This window comes from Pseudomonas sp. AL10 (assembly GCF_029960685.1).
GTDB classification, from domain to species: domain Bacteria; phylum Pseudomonadota; class Gammaproteobacteria; order Pseudomonadales; family Pseudomonadaceae; genus Aquipseudomonas; species Aquipseudomonas lactis.
In genome coordinates, this window is record NZ_JASBQZ010000044.1 from 14,330 (window position 1) to 35,031 (window position 20,702).

The following is a 20,702-nucleotide window of genomic DNA, read 5'->3' on the forward strand; positions in this document are numbered from 1 at the left end:
CCACTTGCCATCGTGCATTTCGCACGGCCTGCAAGGATGCATCGTGCAGGATGCTAGGCGACGAATCTATTGATCAAGTGTAAGCATTTGATTTTATTGAGTTTTATTTTGCAATAAAGCTGGCATGCACTCTGCAATATCTCCCCCAAGAGCGTCATGAACGAATAATCAGAATGCGGGAGCAATGCAGTATGACTCGCCAAAGCCTCAGCCAATTGCGTGTATCGCCGCTGCGCTTGCAGCAGGGCCTGTTTGCCAGCCTGGCCTTGATGGTCACGTTGATTGCTGGCCAGCAGTTGCAGCATTGGCAAGAGCGCGCGCAGCCAGCCCCGCAATTTGAACGTCCTGCCATGACCCAGACTCATTTTCGTTCCATTGGCAGCGCCAGCGCCGATGTGACTGCCCCGCAATTGAGCCTAGTAGATCAGGGTTCTACCCTGGACGAACTACCGGCCCATGACCGTTGGGTGTTCTAGGCAAAAAACGTCGCTTGTGTTGAGCGGCTGCACGGCATCACCGCTGTTACCCCTATAGAAGCATAAGGAGAATCACCATGTTGAGTTGGGCAATCACATTTCTGATCATCGCCATTGTGGCTGCAGTCCTGGGCTTCGGTGGTATCGCTGGCACCGCTACCGGCATCGCCAAGATCCTGTTTGTGGTCTTCCTGGTGATGTTCATCGCTTCGTTCTTCTTTGGTCGCAAAGGCCGAGGTTGAATATGGCCAACCTGCCTTTTAAAGCCCTTGCTGCCGCCCTGCTGTTGGGCGGTAGCGGCTTGGCCTTGGCCGCCAATGACGGCCAATCCCGGGCTAACGAATTGCTCAGCGCGGATCCGCAGTACCGTGAAACCTGGCAAGACGTGGTGAAGAAAGAAGAGCGCCTGCCCGAGTGGGTGATGAACCTGTCGGGCACGGCCGAGCAAATGAATGCCGTTGAGGAAGATGGCGACAAGTACTTGGTCGGGCCGCTCTGCGAAACCGCAGATACCTGCCTGAACAAGCGCCTGATCGTTGCCTTCAGCCTCGACAAGGAAGATGCCTACGCCATGTTGGTGGAAGTCCCGGCCGGTTTGCCGGCGGACAAGTCCCCGACGCGGCACGCCGATTACCGTTTTATCGGTAAGCCGGACGAGGGTATGCAAAAGCTGCTGATGGAGCAGCTCAAGAAAGATCCGAATTGGTACTAGGTTCCGTCTGACGGAGCCGGCGTCCATAGAAAGAAGCCCTTGTGCTTCTTTCTGTTTGCATCGCTCCTTGAGTGATGCATGACCAGGGGGCCGGGTTGCTCTGATCGATCAGGATCGGCGTGACCTACGGGTACAGGGAGTACCTGCGCAAGGGCCGGGTCAGGCGAAAAGCTGCGACGCAAGTTCACAAGACCTCAAGCTTGCTGAACTTGCGGCGGGCTTATCGCTCTCATGCTCGCGTTTCATGCCGCCCATAGCCGCAGTTTTGCTTTTTGCCTCTGGCCAACCATTACCGGGTATGTCGGCGTGACCATCTATCGAGAATTTTTCATCCGCGCTATAGGATCTTTCTGGCGCTAGGTGATGGATTTCTCAGACATTTCTGCCAATCAATCGAAGTCGTCCAGTATCTCTGAGCGAGCCTGATTTGGCCGCTTAACGGCATATTCACCCGCTCGAATGGCGGATACGAACTGACCGTTTGGACAAATATTTTCAAAAAAAGCCATGCCGATTCGGCATAGGGTAGGCGTTTACGGCATTAGACGCCGCTCCCTTGCATGGGAATAGTTGCGCCTTTTTTCGCCTGCCAGTAAGCCATTTCGGCCACGCTGCGGTGACCTTCCATGGAGGCAGATGCACACACTTTTTCGCTTTCGAGCGTTGCAGCTGGCGCATTTGCCGTAAGTCCACTTGAAGCAAGGGTAATGACATGAAGAAGGCAAAGCTAAGCCTCGCCTGGCAGATCCTCATCGGTTTGGTACTGGGCATTGCAATCGGTGCAGTGCTCAACCATTTCAGTGCTGAAAAGGCCTGGTGGATCAGCAATGTGTTGCAGCCGGCGGGCGATATCTTTATCCGCCTGATCAAGATGATCGTGATCCCGATTGTGATTTCTTCGCTGATCGTCGGTATTGCCGGTGTCGGCGACGCGAAAAAGCTCGGTCGTATCGGCGTCAAAACCATTCTTTACTTCGAAATCGTCACCACCATCGCCATCGTGGTGGGCCTGTTGCTCGCCAACCTGTTCCACCCAGGCGCTGGCATCGACATGAGTACCCTGGGTACCGTCGATATCTCCAAGTACCAGGCGACTGCTGCCGAAGTGCAGCATGAACATGCGTTCATCGAGACCATTCTTAACTTGATCCCTTCGAACATCTTCGCCGCTGTTGCCCGTGGCGAGATGCTGCCGATCATCTTCTTCTCGGTGCTGTTTGGCCTGGGGCTGTCGAGCCTCAAGCCTGAGCTGCGCGAGCCGCTGGTGACTATGTTCCAGGGCGTGTCCGAGAGCATGTTCAAAGTCACCCACATGATCATGAAGTACGCCCCTATCGGTGTATTCGCGCTGATCGCGGTGACGGTCGCCAACTTCGGCTTCGCCTCGCTGCTGCCACTGGCCAAGCTGGTGATCCTGGTTTACGTCGCGATCCTGTTCTTCGCCTTCGCGGTACTGGGTTTGATCGCACGCCTGTTCGGCTTCTCGATCCTCAAGCTGATCCGCATCTTCAAGGATGAGTTGGTATTGGCTTACTCCACCGCCAGCTCCGAAACCGTGCTGCCGCGTGTGATCGAAAAGATGGAAGCCTACGGCGCGCCGAAAGCGATCTGCAGCTTCGTGGTGCCGACCGGTTATTCGTTCAACCTCGACGGTTCGACCCTGTACCAGAGCATTGCAGCAATCTTCATTGCCCAGCTGTATGGCATCGACCTGTCGATCGGCCAGCAACTGATGCTGGTACTGACCCTGATGGTGACCTCCAAAGGTATCGCCGGCGTGCCGGGCGTGTCCTTCGTGGTGTTGTTGGCGACGCTGGGCAGCGTGGGCATCCCGCTGGAAGGCTTGGCGTTTATCGCCGGTGTCGACCGTGTGATGGACATGGCACGTACCGCCCTGAACGTGATCGGCAACGCCTTGGCTGTACTGGTTATCTCCCGTTGGGAAGGCATGTACGACGATGCCAAGGGCGAGCGCTACTGGAATTCCCTGCCGCACTGGCGCAGCAAGGAAGCCCTGCCTACGGCACAAGCCACCCGTAGCTGATTACCAATTGATCGAAAACAAACCCCGGAGAATTCCGGGGTTTGTCGTTTCTGCCAGCCCCGTTATCATTCGCCCCATCTTTCGGGGGACTTATCTGATGCTCAATGGCCTGTGGCTTGGCTTCTTTGTCGTGGCAATGGTGTCAGCACTGGCGCAATGGCTGGTGGGCGGTAACGCCTTGATCTTCGCGGCGATGGTCGAAAGCATTTTCGCCATGGCCAAATTGTCGGTGGAAGTCATGGTGCTGCTGTTCGGTACCCTGACGTTATGGCTGGGTTTTCTGCGGATCGCCGAAAAAGCCGGGATCGTCGATTGGCTGGCCAAGGCCCTGGGCCCGCTGTTTCGCCGCCTGATGCCGGAAGTGCCTGCCGGGCACCCCGCGATTGGTTTGATCACCCTCAACTTTGCCGCCAACGGCCTGGGCCTGGACAACGCTGCCACGCCCATCGGTCTGAAAGCCATGAAGGCGCTGCAAGAGCTCAACCCCATCCCCAATACGGCGACCAACGCTCAGATCCTGTTCCTGGTGCTCAACGCCTCCTCGCTGACGCTATTGCCGGTGACTATCTTCATGTACCGCGCCCAGCAAGGCGCTGCGGACCCGACGCTGGTGTTCCTGCCGATCCTGTTGGCCACCAGTGCGTCGACGCTGGTGGGCCTGCTGTCGGTGGCAGTCATGCAGCGCCTGCGGCTGTGGGACCCGGTGGTGCTGGCCTATCTGGTCCCCGGCGCGTTGATACTGGGTGGCTTCATGACGCTGCTGGCGACCTTGTCCGCCACGGCGCTGGCCGGTTTGTCGTCGATCTTGGGCAACCTCACACTGTTTGGCTTGATCATGCTGTTCCTGGTGATCGGCGCGTTGCGCAAGGTCAAGGTGTACGAGGCCTTTGTGGAAGGCGCCAAGGAAGGCTTCGACGTAGCCAAGAACCTGTTGCCCTATCTGGTGGCGATGCTGTGCGCGGTTGGCGTGTTGCGTGCCTCGGGGGCCTTGGAGTTCGGCCTTGAGGGGATTCGCCATGTGGTGGCCTGGACGGGCCTGGATACGCGCTTTGTCGACGCGCTGCCGACCGCGATGGTCAAGCCGTTCTCCGGCAGCGCGGCGCGGGCGATGCTGATCGAGACCATGCAGACCCAGGGTGTGGATAGTTTTCCGGCGTTGGTGGCGGCGACGATCCAAGGCAGTACGGAAACCACGTTTTATGTGTTGGCCGTGTACTTCGGCTCGGTAGGCATCCAGCGGGCGCGGCATGCCGTGGGTTGTGCGTTGCTGGCTGAGTTTGCCGGTGTAGTGGCGGCTATCTCCGTGTGCTACTGGTTTTTTGGTTAAGGCAACAATCGCTATCGCAGGCAAGCCAGCTCCCACATTTGACTGTGTTCCAAATCAAACTGTGGGAGCTGGCTTGCCTGCGATGAGGTCCTCAAGGTTTCAGTGCTGTATTGCCCTGACTCACTACCCAATCCACCACCTGCTTATTCAACTGATCCCCGGCCTGGCCAAAAGCAGCCACCACCGCCGGCACCTTGGCGTCATTCACCGGCTGCCTCACTTCAAACCGACGGCTGGCGATAATCCTTTGATCACGCCCACGCACCAATCGCGCGTCGAGACGAATCACCACCTCCACTGCCGTGCCCCGATACTCGCTCTGAAACGCCTGCAACTGCCCGCCCAGCTCATAGTCGGCTTGCAGGTTGGTCTCGTCGGTACTCAACAATGTCACGCGCCCGTCGCGCTGGAAGCCATCCAGCAGGCGATTACGCAGCAACACCGGCGCCGGGTCGCTCCAGCGCGAGTTCGCGTAATTGCTGATCAGGTTCCCGTCAGGCACCACGGCGATGCGCGGGCTGTCGAGAAACTCGCTGGTCTGCGGCTTGGTCACGCGCAGCGACCAACTCACGGGCGTGCCTTGGCTGGCCGGTTGGGCGGACGCCAGCCGGTACACGTCCGACGGGTCCGGCTTGGGCAGGATCGAGCACGCGCTGACCAGTGCCAGGGCCATAGGGATGATCATGTGATACACACGCTTCATGGCGTGAACTCCTTGTTCTTGTCGCTGCCCAGCAGGTAGCCGCTGGGGTTGGCTTCCAGGCGGCGAGAGATGGCGCGCAGCGAGCCGAGGGTTTCACGCAGCTCGCGCACGGCTGGTGCCAGTTCGTTGAGGCCTTGCATGCCACTGTTTACCGAGTCCTGGTTATTGGTCAGCAAGGTATTGATGGTGGCGGTGCTTTGCTCCAGGGATTTCATCGCCTGCTCGGCGCTGCCGAAGGCTTGCTTGCCTTGTTCGCTGAGCAAGCCATTGGCGCTGCGCATCAGCACGGTGGTTTGCTCCAGCGCCGCGCCCGCCTGTTTGCTCACCTGCATCAATTGCTGCATCACCACCTTGATGTCGCCGCGTTGCTCGGCAATGGCGCCGGTAGTTTGTTGCAGGTTGTCCAGGGTGTTGCTCAGGCGTTCGACGTTTTCCCGCGAGAACAGGTGGTTGGCGTTGTGCAGCAGCAGGTTGACGCTGGTCATCAGGTCGTTGCTGTTATTGAGCAGGCGCGCGATGGGCGATGGCGATGCGATGATTTCCGGCAGGTTGCCGTCCTTGCCCTTGAGTTCCGGGCTCTGTGGGGTGCCGCCACTGAGCTGGATGATCGAGGTGCCGGTGATGCCGGTCAGGGCCAGTTTGGCCTGGGTGTCTTCCTTGATCGGCGTTTGCCCGGCCAGGCGGATACGAGCCAGGACGCGGCGCGGGTCTTTGGGGTCCAGGCGCAGGCTGATCACGTCGCCCACCTTGATGCCGCTGTACTGCACCGCACTGCCCTGGGACAGGCCGCTGACCGCTTCGTTGAAGATCACTTCGTAATCCTGGAAGGCGGTATCGACGCTGGACTTGGCCAGCCACAGGCCAAACAGCATCGCGCCGACCACCACAATTACGCTGAACAGTCCGATCATCACATGATGGGCTCGGGTTTCCATGTCATACCTCGTTGAGCGATTGAGCGGCATCCAATGCCGCGCGGCCTCGGGGGCCGTGGAAATATTCGTGAATCCAGGCGTCGTCCGTTTCCGACACGACATCGATGGCGTCGGCCACCAGCACTTTCTTCTGCGCCAGCACCGCCACACGGTCGGTGATGGTGTACAGCGTGTCGAGGTCGTGGGTGACCAAAAACACACTCAAGCCCAACGCATCGCGCAGGGTGAGGATCAGTTGGTCGAATTGCGCCGCGCCAATCGGGTCGAGACCGGCGGTGGGTTCGTCCAGGAACAGGATGTCCGGGTCCAAGGCCAGTGCGCGGGCCAGGGCTGCACGCTTGATCATGCCGCCGGATAACGAGGCCGGGTATTTGTCGGCCGCCGACAGCGGCAACCCTGCCAGGGCCAGCTTCACCGCCGCCAAGTGCTCGGCATCGGCGCGGCTGAGGCCGGCGTGCTCGATCAAGGGCAGGGCCACGTTTTCGGTCACCGTCAGCGAGGAAAACAGAGCGCCCTTCTGGAACAGCACGCCAAAGCGGCGCTCCACCAGCGAGCGTTCATGTTCGGGCAGGCTCGGCAGGTTTTTGCCGAACACCCGTACTTCGCCTTCGCTGGGGCGACGCAGGCCAACGATGCTGCGCAACAACACGGATTTACCGCTGCCAGAGCCGCCCACCACCGCCAGGATCTCGCCCTTGTACAAATCCAGGTCGAGGTTCTCGTGCACGCTTTGGCTGCCAAAACGGTTGCACAGGCCACGCACTTCAATCACCGCCTCAGTGGGCGCACGGTGTAGACGACTCACCAGCCCATCTCCATGAAAAACATCGCCGCGACCGCATCCAGCACGATCACCACAAAGATCGATTGCACCACGCTCGACGTGGTATGCGCGCCGACTGATTCGGCACTGCCGCTGACTTTGAAACCTTCCAGGCAGCCAATGGCCGCGATCAAAAAGGCAAAGATCGGCGCCTTCACCATGCCCACCAGAAAGTGCTGCACGCCAATGTCCGATTGCAGCAGCGAAAGAAACATCGCCGGCGAAATATCTAGGGCCACGGCACACACCACACCACCGCCGACGATCCCCGAGAGCATCGCCAGGAACGTCAGCATCGGCAACGCCACCAGCAGCGCCAGCACGCGGGGTAATACCAACAGCTCCATAGGGTCCAGGCCCAGGGTGCGGATGGCGTCGATTTCTTCGTTGGCTTTCATGGAGCCGATTTGCGCGGTGAATGCACTGGCGGTACGGCCGGCGATGAGGATTGCGGTGAGCAACACGCCGAATTCGCGCAGGAAGGAGAAGGCCACCAGGTCCACGGTAAAGATCGTCGCGCCGAAGCTCTTGAGCACGGTGGCGCCAAGGAAGGCCACGACGGCGCCCACCAGAAAGGTCAACAGCGCAACGATAGGCGCCGCATCCAGGCCGGTCTGTTCGATGTGGGCGACCATGGGCGTCAGGCGCCAGCGTTTGGGCCGCCAAATGCCGCGGGCGAAGGTTTCGAGGATCAGGCCGATAAAGCCCAACAGCTTCATTGCGTCTTGCCAGACCGTGTCTACTGCGCGACCGATACGGGCCAGCACTTGAATGCCGGCGGCCTCTTCTGGCTCTTTGATCGGTACGCAAAAGTCATTCAGGGAGCGGTAGACGGTCTTGAGCAGTGCCCGGTCGGCGGCTGCCAGGGTGCAATCGGTCTGTTCGGCAGAGTGTTCGATGCGCGCAGGGCCCAGCAACTCCACCAGCAGCGAGGCGCCGGCTGTATCCAGCGCACCGAGGCCGTTGAGGTCAATGCGGGCGCCGGCGTCGTATTGGCCGTCGAGTGTGGCCGACAGCTTTTTCAGGTTGGCGTAGTGGGCCAGCGTCCAGTCGCCGGTAATCCGTAGCGAAGGCGGGGTGCTGGACGTATCAAGATGGGCCGCGCCGGCCGTCGTGCGAGTGGTCATAAGCTCCGAGCTTGTTTGGCTATCCACAATTGCTACGTAATAGCACGATCCGGCTTACTTTGGGTTGTCCGCTTGTGCTGTGTCTATCACCTTGAAGCGTAGAACGCCGATGACTTGCCCGTCTTCGGTGAGCACCTGCACCTGCCAGCGCCCCACGGCGTCACCCGGGAAGTTCTGCTTGTGGGTCCAGGCGCGATAGCCTTCCTTGCGCCCACCGTGGATGTCCAGGGCAATGCGGTCGACTTCCTGGCCGTTGAATTTCCACACATGGTAGATGCGCTCATCCAGCCCGCGTGGCGCGTTGATCGCGGTGTAGGCGTACAGCCCACCGCTGCGCAATTGGGCGGCGGTGACTTGCTTGAGGTCGTCGCCCGGCGTGCGGTCTTGCAGTTGGGTGCTGATGGCGACTTCGGTCATCCACAGGGTGGCGGGCGGTACCCAGCTGCGCAGGAACCAGCCGGCGCAGCCGATGGCGGCCGTTACCCCCAGCAGCATCGCCCAGCCCTTGAGGCTACGCAGCGGCAGGCTCACGGCCAGGCTGGGAATCGACAAGACCATGGCTACACCCAACGCCAGTTTGTAACTCTGGGCGGTGGTCAGGTGCATGATGATCGGCAGCGCGGTCAGCAACGCGGCGAACAGGGTCAGGGTGTGCAGGGCCAGGAACAGCGAGCGCTTGGGCGCCAGCCATTTGTAATACAGCGGGTCGATGATCGACACCAGCGCCGCCGCGCCCAGCAGGCCAGTGAACAGCGATTGGCCGCTGTTCCAAGCGGTGGTGACGAAAAAGAAGGGCAGCACGAAGAACAGACTTTCCTGGTGGATCATCTGGGTGGCGTAGCGCAGCAGCGGTTCAGGGATCTCGCGATTGAAGACCTTGGTGAACAGTTGCGTAAAGCTGTTCTCCAGCATCAGCCACAACCAGCTCACCAGCATGATCACCGCGATCCAACTGGCCATGCCCTGCTGGCGGTCTACCAGAATGAAGCTGCCGACCCCCGAGATGAAACCGCCGAGTGCAATCACCCCTGGGTAGCGCTTGATCAGTTCTATAACGCGCTGGATGAGGGGCGGCAAGTTCGGCATGGGCGGTTCACTGGTTGTGGGAAAAATCTCAGACAGAATAACGCCTTAGCCCGATATTCTGTGCGTCATTACTCAACAGGTTTGCGATAAAGCCTCAAGCCGATCAAACCAAGGATGATCAGGCCCAGCACGCCCGCACCGATCCAGGTCAACGCGTCATAACTCAACAGCGGTTTTTCGATGCGCCAGTAGCCCGGCTGCTGGAACGCTTCGCGCATGGCCTGGTTGGTTTGCGCCAGGCTTACAGCCTTGATGCGTTTGACCGGATCGCTGAAACGCCCGTTGCTGTAGTCGCCGGCCGCACTCCAATAATAGTCGGCCAGCGCGCTGTTGCCCTGCACCGCCCAAGCCTGCCGGGCAATGGCGGCTTGCTGCAGGCGTGTGAATACTGTTGGGTCGAGGCCGTCCTTGAGCAGTTGGGCCTTGAGGTCTTGCAAGACCTGCTCAGCTTCAGGGAGGTTTTCTCGCTCAAGGTCGGCATTCAAGCTGAGGAATCCAACGCCGCCGAGCACTTCGCGTTCTACCCAGGGGCCGTAGGACAAACCGTGCTTGAGGCGCAGTTGCCGGTACAGTGCCCAGTCGAGGTAATCCCTGAGCAGGTTGTAGGTTTCATCATGCTGGTCATCCAACACCGGCTCGGGGAACAGCCAGTGCAGCTTGGCGCCATCGCCCACCCAGCCGCGGATCAGGTCGCGGTGGCTGGCGGCTGTGTGCTGGATTTCCGGAAGCGGGCGATGTTCGCTCGGCTCCACGGGGTCGAGTTGACCATAGGTGCGTTCCAGGTAGGCAGGCAGCAGTTTGTCGAGATCGCCGACGACGATCAGGGTCATGTTGTTCGGCGCGTACCATTCGTTGCGCAGCTTCTCCAACTGATCGCGGGTGAGGTGGCTGACCTCGGCGCGTTCGGCGCACTTGAGGCCCAACTCCACGGCCAATTGGTTGCTGGCGCTGTGACCGAGGTCCTGGCGGTCCAGCAGGCGTTGCAAGTGTGAGTAATGGCCGCCGTCTTCGCGCTCCACCACCTGTTTGGCGGCGTTGATATGAGCGTCGGTCAGTTGCGTGCGCGTGAGGATTGCCAGCAGCAGGTCCAGCACCTTGCGTTGGTTCTGCGCGGGCGCCTCGATCACGAAGGTGGTATCGGCGTTGCTGGTGTAGGCGTTCCACTCGCCGCCCAGGGCTTGCATGCGGTCTTCGAGGTCGCCCTCGCCGCCGCCGTCGATGCCGCTGAACAGCAAGTGCTCGAACAAGTGCGGCAGTTCTTTTTCTTCGCAACCGAAGTCGTCCAGGCCCACACCAACCACCAGGCGAATAGCGACATGCCCACGCTCGGTGCCCGGTTTGAGCAGCAGTTGCAGGCCGTTGGGCAAGGTGTAGCCCTCGACTTGCAGACGGTCAAAGGCAAAGGCGTGTGCCGAGCCCAAGAGCAGGCAGGCGAGTAACAGGCGACGCATAACAAGCTTCCTGGCGAATGAGGTCCATTGTTAACTGACTTCGCTCGCGGGCGTACGTTCAGGGCGAATGGGTAATGTCGGCAATACTTTCAGCCGAGAGCGCGCCAGTGTCGGACGTTTCCAACACTACATAAGCACTGCTGCAAAACAATGAGTTCAAGCGTTTCATGTCGGCAATCAGTTCCAAGTGCAGGGAACTGGTTTCCAGGCTCTGCACGATCTTGCGCTGCAGGCGGCTGACATGGGCGTGGGCCAGGCGGCGTTCCTGGGCGCGGAAGCGGCGCTTTTCTCGCAGTAATTGGCGGGCGCTTTCCGGGTCGCCGCTGAGAAACACCGACAGGCCCAGGCGCAGGTTGGCGATCAACTGGCTGTGCAGGCCGCTGAGTTCCTCCAGGCCCACTTCGGAAAATTGCCGGCGCTGCGAGGTCTTCTGTTGCTGGACCTTACGCAGCATGCGTTCGATCAGGTCACCCGCCAGTTTCAGGTTGATCGACAGCTCGATGATCTCGGCCCAGCGGCGATTGTCTTGCTCACTGAGGTCTTCACGGGGCATTTGCGCCAGGTAGAGTTTGATCGCGCTGTAGAGCGCTTCGACGTCATCGCTCAGGCTGCGCATTTCTTGGGTAACGGCGGTTTGATTGCCGCGCAGCACTTCCTGCATCGAGGTAAGCATATTGTCGATCAAGTCGCCCAGGCGCAGGGTTTCGCGGGCGGCGTTCGCCAGGGCCAGGCTTGGGGTATTCAATGAGGCCAGGTCCAGATGGCGTGGCTTGGCTTTGCCATTGGTTTCGGGGCGTTCCGGCAGCAGCCATTCGCACAGGCGTGCCATCGGCCCGATGGTGGGCAACAGGATCAGGCAACGGCTGACGTTGTAGAGCAGGTGGAAGGTGATGACCATGCCCTGAACGCTGTAGTCCAGGCCGTCCATCCAGCCTACGAGCGGGTCGAGCACCGGAATGATCAGCAACAGACCGATCAATTTGTACAACAGGCTGCCCAGGGCCACTTGGCGACCGGCAGTGTTTTGCATGCTGGTGCTGAGAAAAGCCAGTACGCCGCTGCCGATGTTGGCGCCGATCACCAGGCCGATGGCCACGTGCAAGCCGATCACGCCGGCACCGGCCAGGGTGGCCGTGAGCAACACGGCGGCAAGGCTGGAGTAGGAAATCATCGCGAACAGCGCGCCGACCAGGGCGTCCAGCAAGATATCGCCGGTCAGCGAAGCGAAGATGACTTTGACGCCCTGGGCATGGGTAATGGGCCCGGCGGCTTCGACGATCAATTGCAGCGCGAGGATGATCAGGCCCAGGCCGATCCCGACCCGGCCCAACTGCCCTGCCCGCGTCTGTTTGCGCGACAGGAAGAAAATCACCCCGAGGAAGATCAGCAGCGGCGACAGCCAGGACAAATCGAACGTCAGCACCCGCGCCATCAAAGCCGTACCGACGTCGGCGCCAAGCATGGTGGCCAGGGCCGGTGTAAGGCTCATCAGCCCTTGGCCGACGAACGAAGTCACCAGCATCGCGGTGGCGTTACTGCTTTGCACCATGGCCGTCACCAGGATACCGGCGACAAATGCCAGCCAGCGCTTGGACATGTTCTGCCCGATGACTTGGCGCAAATTGGAACCGTAGACCCGCAGGATGCCGGTTCGGACGATATGCGTGCCCCAGATAAGCAGGGTCACGGCGGAAAGCAGATTGAGCAAGGTCAGCATGCTCGGCCCCCCGTGTGGGTGCGCTCCAGCAGGAGCGAAGGAAAGTTACCGCGTGCCGCTCTACGTCTTGTACCTAAGCTGTAGTTGGCGAATGGGCTCTGCGCCAGCATCGCATAGCTAAACTTGGGATTGAAACAAAACTGTCATGAAGATCGTTCCCCACGCTCGGCGTGGGAACGCATCCTGTGACGCTCTGCGTCACTTTGCGGACGCGGAGCGTCCGAGAGGGCATTCCCACGCGGAGCGTGGGAACGATCACTCGCGGGTCAAATTTACTGACCCGGAATATCCTTGCGCAGTTTCACTGGGTCCTGCTGTTTCTTCTTTTTCGCGATGGCGGTACGCATCTTGATGTTCACCGCTTCCACCGCCAGCGAGAACGCCATGGCGAAGTAGACGTAGCCTTTTGGCACGTGCACGTCGAAGGATTCTGCGATCAGCACGGTACCCACGACCAGCAGGAACGACAGCGCGAGCATTTTCAGCGACGGGTGCTTGTCGATGAATTCGCTGATAGTGCCGGCAGCCAGCATCATCACCAATACCGCAACGACGATGGCGGCAACCATCACCGGCACGTGGGAAACCATGCCGACGGCGGTAATCACCGAGTCCAGGGAGAACACGATGTCGATGATGGCGATCTGGATAATGGTGTAGATGAATTTGCCACCGGCGCCTTTGGGCTCGTCCTGGGTTTCATCTTCACCCTCCAGGGCGTGGTACATCTCCTGGGAGCTTTTCCACAGCAGGAACAGGCCACCGAAGAACAGGATCAGGTCGCGACCGGAGATGCCCTGGCCAAACACCACGAACAGGTCGGCGGTCAGTTGCATGACCCAGGCGATCGACAGCAGCAACAGGATGCGCGTGACCATGGCCAACGCCAGGCCGAAGATCCGAGTGCGCGCCTGCATATGCTTGGGCATGCGGCTGACCAGGATCGAAATCATGATGATGTTATCGATGCCCAGGACGATCTCAAGGGCCGTCAGGGTGAAGAAGGCAATCCAGATTTCCGGATTGGTCAGCCATTCCATGTGTATTCCTTTGAGCAAATGTTAAACCGCGCAAGCTGTAGCGCCGCGCGGTGAGTGAGTCGGTACGATTATAGAGTGCTGAACAGCGGAAAAATCCCCATCAGCAATGCGGCGAACATTATGCACAGGCACACCAGCACTGCCCACTTGAGCGTGAAGCGCTGGTGATCGCCGAATTCGATACCCGCCAGGGCAACCAGCAAGTACGTCGAGGGTACCAGTGGGCTGAGCAAATGCACGGGTTGCCCGACGATCGACGCCCGCGCCATTTCCACAGCGGTGATGCCGTAATGGCTGGCGGCTTCGGCCAGTACCGGCAGGACGCCGTAGTAGAACGCGTCGTTGGACATGAAGAAGGTAAACGGCATGCTCACCAGCGCGGTAATCACCGCCAGGTAAGGGCCCATCGCTTCGGGGATGACCGCCAACAGGCTTTTGGACATGGCGTCGACCATGCCAGTGCCCGACAGAATGCCTGTGAAGATACCGGCGGCGAAGATCAAGCCCACCACGGCCAATACGCTACCGGCGTGAGCAGCGACGCGGTCTTTCTGCTGCTGCAGGCACGGGTAGTTGACGATCATGGCGATACTGAACGCCACCATGAACAGCACCGGCAGCGGCAACAGGCCGGCAATCAGGGTGCACATCAACGCCAGGGTCAGGGCGCCGTTGAACCAGATCAATTTCGGCCGGCGGGCGTCGGGGAATTGCGACACGCTGATTTCGCTGTGATCGATCTCATCGCCTTGCAGGTGCAATTCACCCAGGCGTGCACGCTCGCGCTTGCCGTACATGTAGGCAATCACCAGGATCGCCACGACACCGGCGGCCATGGCCGGGATCATCGGTACGAAGATGTCCGACGGGTCTACATGCAGCGCACTGGCGGCGCGCGCCGTCGGGCCGCCCCAGGGGGTCATGTTCATCACGCCACCGGCGAGAATGATCAGGCCGGCCATGATCCGTGGGCTCATGCCGATGCGCTGGTACAGCGGCAGCATGGCCGCGACGCAGATCATGTAGGTGGTGGCACCGTCACCGTCCAGGGATACCACCAACGCGAGCACGGCAGTGCCGACCGACACCTTGAGGGGGTCGCCCTTGACCATCTTGAGGATCTTGCGCACGGCCGGGTCGAACAGGCCGGAGTCGATCATCAAAGCAAAATAGAGGATGGCGAACATCAGCATCACGCCGGTCGGCGCAAGCTTGGTGATGCCTTCGAGCATCATCGGGCCGATCTTCGGTGCGAAACCGCCGAACAGCGCGAACAGGATCGGCACGATGATCAAGGCGATCAGCGCGGACAGGCGCTTGGTCATGATCAGGAACATGAACGTGATGACCATGGCAAAGCCAAGGAAAGTCAGCATAGGAATACTCCAGGCGTAGCGCGGCTAGGGAATGGCGGACCGAGTGGCGGTCAGCGCAGAACGAAAGGCACGAGGCGTACGGGTGGAGTTGGAGCGAACAGGCGGGTACGAGCGGACATCGGGAATCACCATTGTTGTTGTTAACAGCCGGTCTGTTGCCGGCAGTGGAGGCGATCCTAGACGGGGAAGCTTTCAGCCAGCTTTCGCTGGGAAAACAGCTGATGAAGGGCAGGCACCAATCTTCAGGTTGGCGCAGAACAAAATGTGGGAGCTGGCTTGCCTGCGATGGCGGTGTATCAGCCAATATCTCTTATGGCTGTGACGCCGTCATCGCAGGCAAGCCAGCTCCCACATTTGGAAGGTGGTTGCTAATAAAATTCAGGGCAGTTCGAGGCCGCCGGCGGCTTTATGCAGCGCCCGCAAATGCTCACCCACTTGTTTGAGGTTGGCCTCACAGGCGGCAATCTCGGCGGCGCGAGACGGATCGAGCAGCGCCCTCACCTCCTTATCCAGCTCGCCGGTCAACGACTGCAACTGCTTCTGGCGTTCGGCGCTTTCTGATTCCAGGCGCTTGGCTTCCGAAGGTTGCGGCAGGCCATAACCCCCACTGTCCAGCAACTCGGCCGGGCGGCTCAGAAAGCCACTGTTGGCGAGAATTTGCTGCAGCGTGTTGTTGGCTTTCTCCATGCCGCCGTATTTCAGCTCGCGGGCATTGAGATAGCGTTGTTTGACCTCATCCTGGGCGAGCATCAGTTGTTTGCGATAGCTGGCCTGCTCCAGCAGCAACAGTGCGGCGCTGGTACGCAGGTCGGCCTGGGCAAACCATTGGCGACGCGCTTGCGCGTCCAGGGACAACCAGTCTTCGACTTGGGTCTGCTTGATAGGCAGTTGCTTGCGTAGCACATCGAACATGGCCTGGTAGCGCTCGCGGAACGAGTCGAAGTGATACCCCAGGCGCAGGGCTTCGCGCTTGTCGTTCAATACACTGGTATCGGCCAGGCCGCGGGCGCTGAGCACTTCCAGCAAGCCATTGGGGGTGATGTTGTCCAGGCCGGTCAATTGCGGGTTGGCACTGCCACTGCGCAACAGTTTCAGGCTTTCGACCGCACAGTTGTTGGAAATGAAGAAGTAGTTGCCGTCGTAGCTCCAGTGCATCTCGGCGGCATGTTCGACGGTGTCGTTGATTTCCTGGCGGCTGAGCTTCAGTGGCACCGACGCCAGGCCACGCAGTTCGGTCTTGGTGTACTCATCAATGACCTGGGCCAGCGGCAGCACGAACAGCCGTGACGGGTATTTGCCCACCAGGCCATCCCAGCTCGACAGCTGAACGTCACCGACGAAGGCGCGATAAGACAAGACCAGGTGCCGGTCCAGATCTAGCCGGCAATCCGGGCCACGCGGGCGGCCCGGGGCGCAAATCACCAGGCGCAACATGCTGTGGCCCCAACGGCTCACCAGGTTCTGGTTGGCTTCGGCCAGCAAATAGTCGATTTCATACACGCGTTCCGGATCGATCTGGCCCAGGGGCGTCTTGGCGAAATCGTTGCCTGCGTTCAGGAAGGCATAGGTGCTGGCGCAGGTGTCCTGTTCGGGTGGAGCCCAGCCGAAGTGATCCTTGTAATAACGGAACAGCGCGGGGCGGCGACAGGCGTAGCTGGGGTCTAGGAGGAAGTACTCCATGTTGACCGCCACGAACTCCAGCGGGCTGGTGGTTTCGTAGATGTCCGGGCTGCGTACCACCTGATGGTTGTGCTGCTCACGCTCGCCGCGCCGACCCACATATTGTGGCCAGCCGGCAAGGTCCAGCAGGCGCGGGTCGTCACTGAGGGTAAAGCGGCGGTCGTTCTGGCCACGGCACTGGTCGGGCAAGCCGATCAAGCCGGTGATGTTGTTCTGACGGCTGCAGCGCTGGATCAGCGTGCGCTCGTCCTTGGACCACAGGCGCGCACGGTCATAGATGTGGGTCAGTTCATGCAGCACGGTGGCGAGCATTTCCCGGCGCACCGTACCGTGGGGGCGATTGGTTTTCTGGGTGGCGGCGCTGCCGTCAGTCAGGCTGGCGAGCAGGTTCTGGTTGAGGTCCAACTCGGACACCAGGGATGCCTGCCCGTAGGCGTTCTCAGGCATCTTGTCGGTCCAGCCGACATCAATACGTCGGTCCAATTGCTCGACAAAGCGCGGCGGCAAGGAGCGCAGCGCTTCATCCAGCAATGCCTGGCTGGCCTGCTGTTCGGCCGGGCTCAAGCCTTCGGTCTTGAGCCGCAGTTGCAGGCCGGCCTGGGCCGTACTCGCGCACAGCAGCACGGCCCCGGCCAGGAGCCAGGTTTTGAGGCGCCTCACAGAGCGAGGATAGCTTCTGCGAGGGTCTGGTCGCTGGCATCACGGGCTTCTGGCACGCGGGTGCGAAGGGTATCGAACGCGGCTTCCAGTTGGGCGCCACGGATCTCGCCATTGGTAGCGACGAAACTGGCGGCGTCATCGTGGGCTTCGCGCACGATCTTGGAGTCGCGGATGGAGGTGGTGGTGTCCGAGGTGAAATCAATGGTGCGCGCCGAGGCACGCACGACGATGTTGCTGGTGGCCTTCAAGGTTTGCGCCTGGGCGACATCGGCCAAAAACAGCAGGCCGAGGGCGGCGACGATCAGCGGGCTACGCATGGGGTGACTCCAATGACAAAGATAGAAATACAATGATGATTATTGGACGAGAATTGCTTGCGCCAGTTCAAGGTCGCTTGCATGAAGTTTTGGCTGGGTGCGGCGCAGATAGTCCAGCGCGGACTCCAGGCGTGCGCCCCGCCATTGGCCGTCAGTGGCAATGAAAGCGGCAGCATCATCCCGAGCGGCCAGGACCAACTTATTGTCGAACGGCGCAGAGGTCACTTTGCTGGTGGCATACACGCTGACAACCGTGCTCTGGGTGGACACATCCAACGCTGAAGCCATGGGTGACCAGCAGGCGCAAAACAGTACAGGAACACTCAATAAACGGTATGAAAAAGCCATGGGACTCGACAACTGAAAGCGAGCGCCAAGGCTAGCGCAACGGCCGGGCGAGAGCCAGCGCCGAGCCATCCGGGAGCGGCAGGCGCTCCCGTCTGGTTGCCGTGGGTCAGATAGCCAGGATGGCCTGTGCCAGCTGCGTATCGGTAGCGGTATTCAATTGCGGCGCTTGTTGGCGGATCTGGGCCAGGGCGCTTTCCAGTTTCACGCCACGGATGGCGCCTTCGCTGGCGACAAAGCTGGCGGCGTCGTCACGGGCCGCTTGTACGACCTTGTTGTCGCGCAGGGATGAGGTGGCATCAGACGTGGCATCGGAGGTTGCCTTCAGAGCGCCGACGATCGAGTCAGTCGTCATGATCAGGCTGCTCGCGTTGGCATTGGCAGCCAGGGTCAGCACAGCGGCAGTGCACAGCAGGCGAAGACGGGACATGGGGTAACTCCTGTAGACGAATAATAAGGTGGCGCGAAACGGCCACAATGAAACGGACTGGGACTGTCGAGCATCAGACGCACGCTCTACAGGGTTCGCCACGTGGTGAACCGATATTAGGCGTGTGCCCAGCTATTCGGAAGCCTGTAATTAAACTGTACCTGTCATATTTTATTAATTTAAAACTGTATCTGTGTGCTTGAATCGAGCCAATCCAATGCGCTATCGCAGATACAACAAAGCCCGCCTCCGGTTACCCGGGGCGGGCTTTGCTTTGACAAATCAGGGTGCTGGCAGTGGACCCGTCAGGTCAGGGCCAGCGGGCGCCACTTAGCGCCAGAACGGCTTGCTCAGCTCTTCGTAGCGTTGAGCTTCGCTGATACCGGCGTCAGCCAGCAGACGCGAATCCAGGCGAGCCAGTTGGTGGCGGCTGGAGATGCGGCGCTGCCACAACATCAGGTTGGCGAGAACGCGCAAAGGCAGAGAAGCCTGGGTGTTTACAGCTTTTTCTTCGAAGAACAGTTCGGAACTGAGTGTACGTTCCATGATGACATCCTTCCGCTTGTGGCGGGATTAGGTAGTGGTTTAACTGATGCCAATGATCCTCTTCCGAGGCAAGACTCTCTAGATACAGTTCACCTGTATTGTGAGAGGCCAGTTAACTGTTTAAACAGGCTGTACGGTACGAAATTGGGGCAACTGTACCTGTGCGCACTTAAAAGGTGCGAAATCGGCATTTTTGGGTTGAGGTGTGGGATATTTCGGTAGGAAATGACCAGTACAGCAGTACAGTTTTTTTCCATAAGTGCGGGTGGGTTCACCGAGCTGATGAAACTGTATTTGCATCAGCCCGGATCTGTATTCATCAAGCCTTGAGCATGTGCCCGGTTTCTTCCAGGTTAATGTGCCAACTCAGTGCTTCGCGCAAGATGTGCGGGGTATGCCCACCGATGGCGCAGGCGGCATCGAAGTAAGTGTTCAGGGCATCGCGGTAGGCTGGGTGCACGCAGTTATCGATGATGACCCGAGCGCGCTCCCGTGGCGCCAGGCCCCGCAGGTCGGCAAGGCCTACTTCGGTGACGAGAATGTCCACGTCATGCTCGGTGTGATCCACATGGCTGACCATCGGTACCACGCTGGAAATTGCGCCGCCCTTGGCAATGGACTTGGTGACGAAGATCGCCAGGTGCGCATTGCGGGCGAAATCCCCGGAGCCGCCGATGCCGTTCATCATCCGCGTGCCGCAGACGTGGGTGGAGTTGACGTTGCCGTAGATATCGAACTCCAGCGCGGTATTGATACCGATGATGCCCAGGCGCCGTACCACTTCAGGGTGGTTGGAAATTTCCTGCGGGCGCAGCACCAATTTGTCCTTGTAGTGCTCCAGGTTGCCGAACACATCGGCATTACGCCGCTCCGACAAGGTAATCGAACTGCCGGAGGCAAAGCTCAGCTTGCCGGCGTCGATCAGGTCGAAGGTCGAATCCTGCAACACTTCCGAGTACATGGTCAGGTCTTCGAACGGCGACTCGATCAGCCCGCACATCACCGCGTTGGCAATATTACCGATGCCGGCTTGCAGCGGGCCGAGCTTGTTGGTCATGCGCCCGGCATCGACTTCTTGCTTGAGGAAGTTGATCAGGTGGTTGGCGATGCCTTGGGTGTCGCTATCAGGCGGCGTTACCGTGGAGGCGGAGTCCGCCTGGTTGGTGATGACGATGGCGACGATTTTCTCGGGTGGGATCGGAATCGCAGTGCTGCCAATGCGGTCGTCGACTTTCACCAGCGGGATCGGCGTGCGCGTCGGCCGGTAGGTCGGGATGTAGATGTCGTGCAGCCCTTCCAGGTTCGGGTTGTGCGCCAGGTTGATCTCGACGATCACCTGTTTGGCAAAAATCGCGAAGCTGGCCGAGTTGCCTACGGAGGTAGTGGGCACGATATGCCCCTGCTCAGTGATCGCGACGGCTTCGATCACGGCGATGTCGGGCAATTTGAGCTGATTGTTGCGCAGTTGCTCGACGGTTTCCGACAGGTGCTGGTCGATAAACATCACCTCGCCGGCATTGATCGCCTTGCGCAGGGTGCTGTCGACTTGAAAGGGCATGCGTCGTGACAGTACGCCGGCTTCGGTCAACTGCTTGTCCAGGTCATTGCCCAGGCTGGCGCCGGTCATCAGCGTGATTTTGAGCGGCGAAGTCTTGGCGCGTTCGGCCAGGGCGTGGGGGACGGCCTTGGCTTCACCGGCACGGGTGAAGCCGCTCATGCCGACGGTCATGCCGTCCTCGATCAGTGCAGCGGCGTCTGCCGCGCTCATGACCTTGTTCAACAACGAAGGCAAGCGGATACGATCACGGTACATGAATTGTTATCTCTGGCTACGGAAAGCAAGGTGGGCAGTGTAGTGATTTCAAAAAGTTTCGGCCCGCTACCATGGTCGAATGCCAGGTCGCGAT

General features: G+C 59.8%; 20 protein-coding genes. 5 read left to right on the forward strand and 15 right to left on the reverse strand.

All coding sequences use genetic code 11. The annotated features are described in order from the left end of the window. Window positions 1-191 precede the first annotated feature (191 nt). From QK296_RS25165 to QK296_RS25185, 5 genes are all read left to right on the forward strand, one after another. A complete protein-coding gene (locus QK296_RS25165) occupies window positions 192-476 on the forward strand; it encodes a hypothetical protein (protein WP_003187385.1) in 285 nt (94 codons plus the stop codon). A 77-nt stretch (window positions 477-553) separates the two neighbouring features. Next, the gene (locus QK296_RS25170) at window positions 554-718 is read left to right on the forward strand and encodes a DUF1328 domain-containing protein (protein WP_003187386.1); all 165 of its coding nucleotides are present in this window, start codon (window positions 554-556) and stop codon (window positions 716-718) included. A gap of 2 nt (window positions 719-720) precedes the next feature. Next, window positions 721-1,188 (forward strand): inhibitor of vertebrate lysozyme family protein, encoded by a 468-nt coding sequence (locus QK296_RS25175; RefSeq protein WP_032894297.1) that lies wholly within the window; start codon window positions 721-723, stop codon window positions 1,186-1,188. 712 nt (window positions 1,189-1,900) lie between these two features. Continuing rightward, window positions 1,901-3,232: a glutamate/aspartate:proton symporter GltP gene (gene gltP / locus QK296_RS25180; protein ID WP_003187390.1), complete on the forward strand. Its 1,332-nt coding sequence runs from the start codon at window positions 1,901-1,903 to the stop codon at window positions 3,230-3,232. A 97-nt stretch (window positions 3,233-3,329) separates the two neighbouring features. After that, entirely contained in the window at window positions 3,330-4,559 is a 1,230-nt protein-coding gene (locus QK296_RS25185; protein ID WP_282391686.1) for a spore maturation protein, read from the forward strand. A gap of 91 nt (window positions 4,560-4,650) precedes the next feature. On the opposite strand, the gene lptE is transcribed toward QK296_RS25185, so the two are convergent. The 15 genes from lptE to QK296_RS25260 all read right to left on the reverse strand — a co-directional run bounded on the left by lptE (window position 4,651) and on the right by QK296_RS25260 (window position 20,608). Next, window positions 4,651-5,262, reverse strand: coding sequence for an LPS assembly lipoprotein LptE (gene lptE / locus QK296_RS25190; RefSeq protein WP_282391688.1), 612 nt, complete (start codon window positions 5,260-5,262; stop codon window positions 4,651-4,653). Then, complete coding sequence (locus QK296_RS25195) at window positions 5,259-6,197, reverse strand: MlaD family protein (RefSeq protein ID WP_003187394.1); 939 nt, start codon at window positions 6,195-6,197, stop codon at window positions 5,259-5,261. Before QK296_RS25195 ends, lptE begins: the two co-directional genes overlap by 4 nt. A gap of 1 nt (window position 6,198) precedes the next feature. Beyond that, the gene (locus tag QK296_RS25200) at window positions 6,199-7,002 is read right to left on the reverse strand and encodes an ATP-binding cassette domain-containing protein (RefSeq protein ID WP_014716351.1); all 804 of its coding nucleotides are present in this window, start codon (window positions 7,000-7,002) and stop codon (window positions 6,199-6,201) included. After that, window positions 6,999-8,147, reverse strand: coding sequence for an ABC transporter permease (locus tag QK296_RS25205; protein WP_282391690.1), 1,149 nt, complete (start codon window positions 8,145-8,147; stop codon window positions 6,999-7,001). The genes QK296_RS25200 and QK296_RS25205 overlap by 4 nt, the downstream gene beginning before the upstream one ends. Before the next feature lie 54 nt (window positions 8,148-8,201). Continuing rightward, window positions 8,202-9,233 (reverse strand): DUF5924 family protein, encoded by a 1,032-nt coding sequence (locus tag QK296_RS25210; RefSeq protein WP_003187399.1) that lies wholly within the window; start codon window positions 9,231-9,233, stop codon window positions 8,202-8,204. Between the two features lie 68 nt (window positions 9,234-9,301). Further along, window positions 9,302-10,684 (reverse strand): pitrilysin family protein, encoded by a 1,383-nt coding sequence (locus tag QK296_RS25215; protein ID WP_094775364.1) that lies wholly within the window; start codon window positions 10,682-10,684, stop codon window positions 9,302-9,304. Window positions 10,685-10,742: 58 nt separating this feature from the next. Next, window positions 10,743-12,401 (reverse strand): Na/Pi cotransporter family protein, encoded by a 1,659-nt coding sequence (locus QK296_RS25220; RefSeq protein WP_003187402.1) that lies wholly within the window; start codon window positions 12,399-12,401, stop codon window positions 10,743-10,745. A gap of 272 nt (window positions 12,402-12,673) precedes the next feature. After that, a complete protein-coding gene (locus QK296_RS25225; protein ID WP_282391692.1) occupies window positions 12,674-13,441 on the reverse strand; it encodes a TerC family protein in 768 nt (255 codons plus the stop codon). Window positions 13,442-13,509: 68 nt separating this feature from the next. Next, complete coding sequence (locus tag QK296_RS25230) at window positions 13,510-14,817, reverse strand: CitMHS family transporter (protein WP_003187405.1); 1,308 nt, start codon at window positions 14,815-14,817, stop codon at window positions 13,510-13,512. A 378-nt stretch (window positions 14,818-15,195) separates the two neighbouring features. Then, entirely contained in the window at window positions 15,196-17,157 is a 1,962-nt protein-coding gene (locus QK296_RS25235; RefSeq protein WP_137204694.1) for a DUF4105 domain-containing protein, read from the reverse strand. Continuing rightward, entirely contained in the window at window positions 17,154-17,474 is a 321-nt protein-coding gene (locus QK296_RS25240; RefSeq protein ID WP_003187408.1) for a DUF2388 domain-containing protein, read from the reverse strand. The genes QK296_RS25235 and QK296_RS25240 overlap by 4 nt, the downstream gene beginning before the upstream one ends. 39 nt (window positions 17,475-17,513) lie before the next feature. Then, window positions 17,514-17,822: a DUF2388 domain-containing protein gene (locus QK296_RS25245; protein ID WP_032894275.1), complete on the reverse strand. Its 309-nt coding sequence runs from the start codon at window positions 17,820-17,822 to the stop codon at window positions 17,514-17,516. A gap of 106 nt (window positions 17,823-17,928) precedes the next feature. Then, window positions 17,929-18,249 (reverse strand): DUF2388 domain-containing protein, encoded by a 321-nt coding sequence (locus tag QK296_RS25250; RefSeq protein WP_003187411.1) that lies wholly within the window; start codon window positions 18,247-18,249, stop codon window positions 17,929-17,931. A 330-nt stretch (window positions 18,250-18,579) separates the two neighbouring features. Then, window positions 18,580-18,795 (reverse strand): DUF1127 domain-containing protein, encoded by a 216-nt coding sequence (locus QK296_RS25255; protein WP_003187413.1) that lies wholly within the window; start codon window positions 18,793-18,795, stop codon window positions 18,580-18,582. A gap of 319 nt (window positions 18,796-19,114) precedes the next feature. Further along, window positions 19,115-20,608 carry an acetyl-CoA hydrolase/transferase family protein gene (locus tag QK296_RS25260; protein WP_003187414.1) on the reverse strand — a complete coding sequence of 498 codons (1,494 nt, stop codon included), beginning with the start codon at window positions 20,606-20,608 and terminating at the stop codon, window positions 19,115-19,117. Window positions 20,609-20,702 lie beyond the last annotated feature (94 nt).